The sequence below is a fragment of the Xanthovirga aplysinae genome (genome assembly GCF_009711365.1).
Taxonomy (GTDB): domain Bacteria; phylum Bacteroidota; class Bacteroidia; order Cytophagales; family Cyclobacteriaceae; genus Xanthovirga; species Xanthovirga aplysinae.
Window position 1 is genome coordinate 1 of sequence record NZ_SMMB01001148.1, and the last position, 9,482, is coordinate 9,482.

Genomic DNA, 9,482 nt, shown 5'->3' on the forward strand with positions numbered 1-9,482 from the left:
AAAAAAAACAGGAAAAAATTGACCAACTTAACCATACTACATACAAACCTAATACCGACATGGAAACTCCATTATTTAACATTAATCCAAACCTGAAAAAACTCGGGGTATCGGCGACCTTACAAATAAATGAGGTTAGTAATGAATTAATTAGCAATGGAAAGAAAATTTATAAATTTGGTTTAGGAGAATCTCCCTTCCCCGTTCCAGATATTGTGGTTGAAGAACTAAAAGCAAATGCGCATCAAAAAAGTTACCTCCCTGTAAGTGGGCTTTTCGACTTACAGGATTCTATTACGAAATACCTTTTTCGGTCACGAAAAATGGAATTTTCTCCTAAACAAATCTTAATTGGTCCTGGCTCAAAAGAGCTTTTGTTTATACTACAACAAAGTTATAACACTGATCTTTTGTTGCCTTCACCCAGTTGGGTTTCTTATGCACCTCAAGCTCACATTGGCAATCAACGAGTCTTTTGGTTAAAAACAGAGGCGAGTAATAAATGGAAGCTGTCTCCAGAAGTTTTAGATGCACATTGCAAGGGAAATCAAGGACGTCCTCAGCTTTTAATCTTAAATTATCCCAATAACCCTCATGGTTACACTTATTCTGGAGAAGAATTGAAGGCTCTGGCAGCGATTGCTGCTGAACATCAGTTATTAGTTTTGTCCGATGAGATTTATGGGGAATTAAATCATGCTGGAGACCATGAAACCATCGCATCGTATTATCCTCAGGGAACCATTATTAGTGATGGTCTTAGTAAATGGTGTGGGGCAGGTGGTTGGCGATTAGGTTTCTTAGCTTTTCCGGAAGGCCTGTCTTGGTTAAAGAAAGCTATGGCCACCTTTGCCAGTGAAACTTATACATCGGTTTCAGCCCCAATCCAATACGCAGCTATCCAAGCCTTTAAAGGAGGTGCAGAAATCGACAATTATCTTTTTCAGGCTCGGAAAATCTTAAAATCCTTAGGAGGCTACATAACCGAGAAACTTCGGGGTCTTGGGTGTAACATTGAAAATCCTGATGGGGGATTTTATCTATTTCCTGATTTCTCTGGATTTTCGGAACAACTTAATCAAATAGGGATCTCAACCAGTGACGACTTATGCGAGCGAATTCTCCAGGAGACTGGTGTTGCCATGTTGCCTGGTTCCGCCTTCGGCCGTCCCCGGGAAGAATATACCATGCGATTATCCTATGTTAATTTCAATGGAGGAGATGCTTTAAAAGCAGCTGAACAAATCCCTTTGGAAGCTCCAATAGATACAGCATTTTTACAATCTTATTGTTCCAACTGTATAGAAGGTATCAATCGTTTAAGTGATTGGTTGAAAAACAATACTGTACTGTATAAATAGCTATTGCATTTTCTTTATCAATCCATAATCCTATCTCGGCCTCATTTAAAATGAGGCCGTATCTTTATTGGCATTTAAAATCCTTGAAAATTTACCTATCCAAACGGATTTAGAAGTACTCCATATCAACTTAAAACCTTAAGTCTATCAAAACTCAACCAAATACAAACCAGTTTTAGCCAAAAAATAAAATATATTGCTCCATACAAACGAGGAAAGGGTCATATAGAAAAGAATCTTTGAAGATGGGGTTTTTAGTCTGCTTGCGATGATGGTCCCTATAGGAATTCCAAAAATAATAGGCGCTAAGGCAAACAATCCATAAAACCCAAATTTATGCCAAAGCCTAAGGATTTTTCTTAGTCTACCACTGAATCCCTTTGTAGATTTCTTCCTACCAATAAAAGAAAATATCCTTTTCCCTAAATACAAAATCAATATCGTACTCAGTATAGCTGCAGACATATTAAAAAATAACATTTCTACATATGAGAATTTATAAACTGCGCTTAAGGAAGGACCTATATACATCTTCCAAACGCTAAAAAAATAGATACTTCCCGCCTTAGACCAATACGAAGCGCTTACTAACATTCTTTATTAAGTAAAAGTTTTTTTGAGGCTATTGTGAATAAATCAACTAATAAAACTACTAAAAAATTTCAATTCGCCCTTTACAACGACATTTTCCATAAATCGATAATAAAAGAAGATTACTGCCCTAATTATTTATATTTGAATGGGTATTCACTAAAATCATTCCAAAAGTAAAAGAATCCCAAAAAAGCTAAACCACCAAATTTCACCCAGTTTCCCAATTCCAATTTATTTTTAGTTGGTTTTTAGATAATCAATGGGATTAAGAAAGAACATTTTTTTCCAACCTTGTTTGTCACAGTCTATTCGCCAAACGTATGGAATAAGAGTCACTATTGAATAATGAAGATGAGGAGATTTACCAGCAGCATTACCGGTTGTTCCGATGGAACCAATAATTTCATTTCTATTCGCCCACGAAAACGCCGAAGTTTTAATTTCGTCAAGGTGAGCAAAATAATGAATACGCCACTTAGACCCCAAAATTAAAACAACCTTGCCACCCCTACCGATTTGACCACTATAAATTACTAGTCCTGAGGTAGAAGAACGAACATTGGTACCAAGACTTGCAAAAATATCAACACCTTTATGAGTACCAGACTTTCCCCAGGGATAATACCAAAACGATTTCGGGTTAAAATCAGACTTGGTTCCCCCTTGAACTGGCATGGAGAATTTTTGGGGTAAAACAAGCCCTACTCCTATAATTATCAGTAGAATAGGACTTAATTTTCGTTGCCTCAACATGCTTATTATTTCTCCCTAAACTCCTTCTAAAAAACGGTTAATCTTCTCAAAACCCATCATCTTCATCTTCCTTGGCAGTACCTGAACCTTCCTCATCATCTAGTCGCTGGATTGTATCGAAATCTTCTGAATCCGTATTGACAATTGGATCCATTGGTAACTCCAGTACGATAGGATCGTCTTTACCCAGATAATCGGAACGGAACCTATTAACAAAATCATTAGCATCAACCAAATCAGAAATGGAAAAAGCATACTTCCCTATATTAGCTTTCCCTGCTTTGGATCTCTCTTGAATGTTTCGGTTAAAATCTTCATTGGAAGCATAAATATAAGAACGGTTTCCTTCGTAACTAATATAATACCAGGAGCCTGGAGAAGCCTGAATAAAGACATTTACCAAATCCCCTTCCTGATGTTTTTTTATTTCCACATAACCATCAAAACTACCATTTACATCAAATTGCATCATGTTGGAAAAACCAATCTTCCCATCCGAAAACCAAGCCTGGTGTTCATCAGACCAATTCAAATCCACATCAGAAAGTACAAGATTTTCAAAAAACGTCTTGGAAATTGAAGACAAAGGCACATAATCTTGTAATGATTTTTCTTCATAAACTTTAGCCACTCCATCCCCTTCCAATTCACCCAGACGATACAAAAGCTGGGTTTTATCACGATTAGCCCCACCTATTCCCAATCTTTCTATGACTCCTGTTAAATCAGTAACCATTAGTTCAGCAGCAGTCAAAGGAATTCCAAAATCAAAAGCCAACAGCGCATTCATTTGGTATTGACCTTCATAGATATTTCCATCTCCTTTACCAGATGCTAAAATTTTAAATTTCGGGGCTTGTAAAAAGTTTACTGGGCCTTCAAAACTTATAGCACCACTTTCTTCATTAAAGGTAAATTGTCTCCCCTCAAAAGATTTAGTCTTAGCTTTGTCCTTTTCCTGAATGATATATTCGTTTTTAGAAGGGTCGTAACGAAGCTTTCCTTTTGGAACAAAAAATGCAAAATCGTCCAAACCCTCATCCTCCTTGGTGCTTTCCACCATCTGTCCGTATAACTCCTGTGTAACCGCATCAAAGAAGAGCCCTGCCTTTGGTTGATTTCCAGAATCAGTAAGAGCTTGATCAAAATCAATGATCACTTCCTGACTTTGGGCATTATCACTTTTATATTGAATCCATGTGTTATTATTGGCAACGCTTTTCATATCCAGCTTCACAAAACCATCCAACTCCAAGGCTTTTTTATGGGCATACATCTTTACCGTTCCTTTAAAAAGCATACCTGGAGAAATACCCAGTTGTTCAGCATCAGAAATTTCTGCTGAAGAAACAGTATGCGCACCTATCAAATTACCCTTTTTATCCTTTGTTTGTTCTAAGACAAATGAATTCATCCGAATAGCAAAAGTATCTTCCACCGCAGTGACGAGCTGATAAATGGCACTTCCCTCAAATTCATTCCTAGAATAAATTCTTATTTTTCCATCATATAAAGTATGATACTCATTCAGGGTATCCATCAATACCATGGCATTTGTAAACTCTTTTATTTGGGAATTTTCGAGAACTAAGGCCTCGTTGTTATCCGGTATAATTTTAGCGTCAGCCACCTTTATATACGGAATACCAGAGATATTTAATTTTAAAGAATTAATATCATAAAGGGCTTCCTCAGCATTGAAGGCCAAAGAATCCAACTCCTTACGGGTAGAATAAAAATATGACATGCTTAAATCCACATCTTCCGGCTTACTCATACGAACCGTTTTATCCTGAAGGTCCCAATATGCCTTGGAAATAGAGGTTCTCATCTGAGCATAAGGAAAATCTATAGCTGCGTTTCCTTCCTCTTCAGGGCCTATTTCGGCCAAATTTTTATCCAACTGAAAGGTCAAGTTAACATCAGATCCTCTTAGTGCTGGTTTTGCAGGGTTATCCGATTTAATCTCAAAACGTGCATGTCGACCCACAAATAAATTTTCCTGAAAATTGAGGCTGTCAGATATAGCTTCAGATCCCCTAGTCAACAACCTTCCCTGACCGGAAACCCCTTTTTCACTGACTACAACTGCACCTTCCAATGAGGCAGTTTGGTCATAAAGATCAAATGGCTGTTTTAAATTATCTATAGCTAAGCTGTCTTGGGAGGGTTTCCAAACCATGGCATAATCTTCGACGAAAGCCTGAGGGAAAGAAGCTTCTCCCAAAACTCCTGGATCTATGGTGGCAAAACTTCCAATTGCTTTTACAGAATCCAAATAAAAAGTAAAGGCCTCTGACTGCAATTCTGTAGTCAGGTATTCTATTTCTCCATTTACAACCAATCCTTTATTATTTAAATTGAGTTGCTTGTAGGCTTTTGCTTTTCCCTCAAACAGAGTATATCCATCGGAGGGAATTTCATGCACAAAACCCAAAGAGTTATCATCCATTACGGTAAGTTTCTCCTCAAAGGAAGGGAAAATGCCTCCTGTTTCCATTGTACCATCAAAGGAAATGGCCTTTCCATCTGCTTTGTTCATACTATCCAATTCGAAAGGTGGAATAAGGAAAAACACACTTTTATCGTAAGCTCCATCCAGAATTTCTGACTTATTAAAATAGACAATGGATTCACTACTGGACTTGAATAATGGATATTGGGGAAATTCCCTAGTTGAAGACTTATTATCCGGTTTATCCACATACAATGTACCAGAGGAGTTTACTAGCACATTATCCAAACTACGTTTAATCAACTTATTGGATTTATTTCGTTTACCTGTATTGATATGAAAACGAATGGTATCAATTTCCGGTAAATCCACTAAAAACTGGTCATAATCAAAATAAAAATTCTTCCCTTCATATTCCAGGTTTCCGGCAAACAGCATTCCATCAAAGCGGAAATCCCGATTATTGAGCAAAACAATTTCGTAGTTTTTAGGCTTGATCTTGACGTCATTATATTCACTTATGGTAAATTCCTTTACCCCCCTAATTTTGAGTTCGTTGGTTTTAAGACTTAAAGTAGCATTTGGCCCTGATGGACTTACTGATGGTATATTAAGGTTATCAAAATCTTTTCTTTTTCGATCTGAAAACACATAATGCAAAGCTTTACGCTTCACTTTTATATGACCCGAAATTTTATCATAATCAATATATCCATTCTGCATTAACATTATTAGGGCCCCTTTTAAAGCATTGGCATGTACCTGGTATTGTTTGAGCAACTCATCTAAATAAAAATCGGTCGTCCTGTTTTTTCGAGAATAATTGACCAGCAGCAATAAAGGATGAAAGTCATAGATTCCCGAAAGACGATTAAATTCTTCTTTATTAAAGTATTCTAACGAACTAAAGGTTGCGGGGACCTGATTGCTGGCATTTAGTACTGAAAAATCTAGGGAATCTGTATTCAAATCCCACTTTAATAAATCAGCCCTTAATTCCATTTCATATAAAGAGGCGGTATAGGGGGTGTTTTTAAACCCTCCCTTATCCTTGAGAAGGCGAAGCTGTTTCAGCTCTTTGTTATAAGAAAACTGAACCGCGGGGTGATAAATGGAGTCCTGACTTCCCTGGTAAATAACAATTGCGGCTCTTGGAGAAGTAATAAGAGAGTCCTTCAGATCAAATCGCCTCGAATTTACAACGAATTTTGGATGGCCTGAGGGCCCAACTTCCAAGGTTGATGTCCCTGAATTAAGAGATGAACTATAGATTTTATTGCCATTTAAAGAAAACCCTCCTTTATACACCAAATCGTCGGCCCCCAAATTCTCCACTTTTATGTTATCATCATATGATTTGAAACGAGGATATTGGGCATCTTCTGGAAATTGATGTTTCTTACTTTTAAATTCAAACACCCCTTCTACCGGTTCTTTAATTTTGCCGTTATAAGTCAATTTTACTTGCTCAGCACTTAGTTCTGTTTTATTGACTGCAAAACTATATTTGTCGAAAGTGGCATAAACATCCTCTCCAGATAACCCTGTAGAAGACCAATCAAAACGTCCCCCCTCTCCCACAAAGATCTTTTCTGTAATCAAAAATTCACCATTTGTTTGCTGAAGGGAAACAGAGTCATAGGGCGTCACAAAAACCAAATTATTTTGGTTAAAATGAATGACGGCACCCTTTACCGGAGGCAAAATCACCTCTGGTAAAGTGGCCAACAAGACATCGGAGGACTCCTCTTGAACTGGTTCTTCAAAAGACTCCCAATCGGTATTCCAATTATCATCAGATTCATTATCCCAATCTGAAAACCAATCCTCATTTTCCTCCTGGGTTGGCTCCGAATCCTGAAGACTTTCATCTGCCTCTGTAATAATTATTTCCTCTTCTTCAAGAAACTCAAAACTGTATGTACCTCCTTTGGCATATAAAGAATAAAACCTAGTTTGATACAAGGTTTGGCTTTCAAAAAATAGCCTTAAATTCACAAAATAGGTTTGCAAAGTTTTGCTATCGTAATTTGAAAGGGCTTTTTGGGTCATTTTCAGCAACTCGTCGAATAATTCATCATTTATCCCATTCGTCTTTTTTGCATGGATAAGCATGCCCATAAATTGCTCAAAATAGGGTCTGCTTTTAAGTCGCTTTTCCTGCATTTTTAAAGCAATATCGATAATTTCCTTCTGCAGAGTGGGGCCAAATCCTGTATTGTCCCATAGTTGTTTAAACTCCTCTCCTAAAGCAATAGCATTCGCATTTTTTGTAGTTTGCATCAGGGAATACAACTGCCCGCCAAAACTCTGCGGATCATTGTTAAGGGCAGTTTTCTGAGCTTCTGCCAATGTCCCTTGTAAAATAAAGAACAAAACTCCAATAAGTCTTATATATTTCATTAGCAAATGGTTCTATTCATTTATCAATTTAATAATACAGTGAAGGAATTAATTTCTTCCTCTATTCATTATGGTTAACCGAAAAAACAAGCTGGAATAATTAAAATACTTTCCTTTAACTTAGTAATACAACTAATCTGGCTACAATTTGTGAATTTAAAAAATTGGAAAGGTTTTTTAACAATTATTTTGGATAGGATTTTTAGGATTAATGGTTCTTTGGATAACAAAGATTTTTTTTGGGTATAGAAAATGAACAGCAAATAAAAAAATTAATGTGAGAATAAGGGAATATAAATCCTCAATAAAAATAACCAATATCGATGAAATTGAAGATATCTGGTAGGTAGAATAAATAGAATTGAATAAATTTTTTGTAAAGCCCAAGGCTATTCACTGTATTCAGGTTGTGAAAAATTCCATAGATCCCGATTTTACATTATCCCTGCCTTTCCTAAAATTCCTCCAAGATATTAGTAGATCATAATTTAAATTGCCAATGTCCAAATTCATTTCTTATCAATATAGTAAGATAAAAAAAATGACGTCAACAGCTTTCTCCTAAACCTTTATAGCCCTACTCTGCTTAATCTTTATAAAAAGACCATTTATTGATGAAAGTTTTTCCTGGTCTTCCAATCCTACTAGTCTGCATTTCTTTTTTGATTGGTAGGGTTAATTCGTCATGGAGTAAAGAAAAGCCTACCCCTTTTCAGCCTCAGAAAAAGGACACTGTTAACGCTAATAAAATTCAACCTCTAGACCTCACTTCATTATTTTTAGAAGTAGGCAACACCCTGGACCAATTAAACAAAACCCGACTAAAATATGAATCAGGAAACTATCTTCTTTCCCAAACTAATAAGTTTAAGCAATTAGAGGAGAAAATTAAGGCCTTTAGCAATAATCCCAGATATTTTAAAGAACAACGTCATCTCTTTAGTTTACTTCAAGACCAACAAAGACAATGGAGCCACTTTCAAAGAGAATTAGAAGAATTGCAGTCAAGTTTGTACAATAATGGAAAGAACCTTGGTAAAGACTTTGATGAAATAGAGAAAAACAATGAAATATGGGTTCTTACAGCATCTGCTTACAAAGGAAAACTTCCCATTAATATCCAGCGAGATTTAAATCAATTAGTTCGAAACATACAAGCTGTTAAGACTTTACTTGCCAACCGTGCTAAAGATATCTTTTTACTTCAACATAGTTTGAACAGTCAGTTGGACTTTGTCCGAACAAAAAACCAAGAGGTTAACAGTCAACTGATCTTTGTCCAAAGAACATTATTAGAAGCTGATAGTCCCCCCTTATGGTCAGCCTTCAACAAGGAAAATATTCAACCTTCCGATAGTCAGTCTGTAAAAGACAACCTGAAGGGTACATATTATGATTTACAAAGTTTTTATACAGACAATAAGTCGGAAATTATTCGATCTCTGCTCTTTTTGGTTTTATTACTTTTTTTATTTGTAGTAATGCGAAAAAGGCTTCATGTTAAGCTACAGCAATACGATAATCCAGAGCTTCAATCTGTTTATCGTATGCTAATTCACCCAATTGCCCTAGTTATTTTCCTTATAATATTTAGCCTGTATCAAAGCATTGATAATGCACCGGTAAGTGTTACCCGATTGGAAAGCTTTTTGCTTTTGCTGGCTATTTACCAAATTCTTCCAGGGCAAATTCCTGATAAATACAAAGACGCTTTATTTTACTTTGTCATACTTTATTTTCTGTTTACCCTATTTGCTATTTTTATGAGCTTTTCCGCTCTTCAACGGCTGTTAACTTTTGTACTCAACATTGGAGTCTTATTTTTTCTTATTCGTTATTTCGTTAAATCAAGCCTTTTTCGACCTTTCTTGATAAATACAAAGGGAAGATTTCTGTTATTAATACTTCTTTTATGC

The 9,482-nt window shown here is 36.2% G+C and carries 4 protein-coding genes; 2 read left to right on the plus strand and 2 right to left on the minus strand.

Going from position 1 to position 9,482, the window contains the following annotated elements; genetic code table 11:
• Nucleotides 1–1,361: pyridoxal phosphate-dependent aminotransferase (locus E1171_RS14470; protein WP_343031389.1), on the plus strand; the 1,361-nt coding region annotated here is incomplete at its 5' end.
• A gap of 831 nt (nucleotides 1,362–2,192) precedes the next feature.
• On the opposite strand, the gene E1171_RS14475 is transcribed toward E1171_RS14470, so the two are convergent.
• Entirely contained in the window at nucleotides 2,193–2,708 is a 516-nt protein-coding gene (locus E1171_RS14475; protein ID WP_155206743.1) for a M23 family metallopeptidase, read from the minus strand.
• Between the two features lie 46 nt (nucleotides 2,709–2,754).
• Nucleotides 2,755–7,566: a hypothetical protein gene (locus E1171_RS14480; RefSeq protein WP_155206744.1), complete on the minus strand. Its 4,812-nt coding sequence runs from the start codon at nucleotides 7,564–7,566 to the stop codon at nucleotides 2,755–2,757.
• A 611-nt stretch (nucleotides 7,567–8,177) separates the two neighbouring features.
• Between E1171_RS14480 and E1171_RS14485 the strand changes: the two genes are divergently transcribed.
• Nucleotides 8,178–9,482, plus strand: a 1,305-nt coding sequence (locus E1171_RS14485) for a hypothetical protein (protein ID WP_155206745.1), incomplete at its 3' end; no start/stop codon positions are given.

Excerpts from the sequence above, each read along its gene's own strand:
- E1171_RS14475 (WP_155206743.1), bottom strand. The coding sequence starts at position 2,708 with ATGTTGAGGCAACGAAAATTAAGTCCTATTCTACTGATAATTATAGGA.
- E1171_RS14480 (WP_155206744.1), bottom strand. The coding sequence starts at position 7,566 with ATGAAATATATAAGACTTATTGGAGTTTTGTTCTTTATTTTACAAGGG.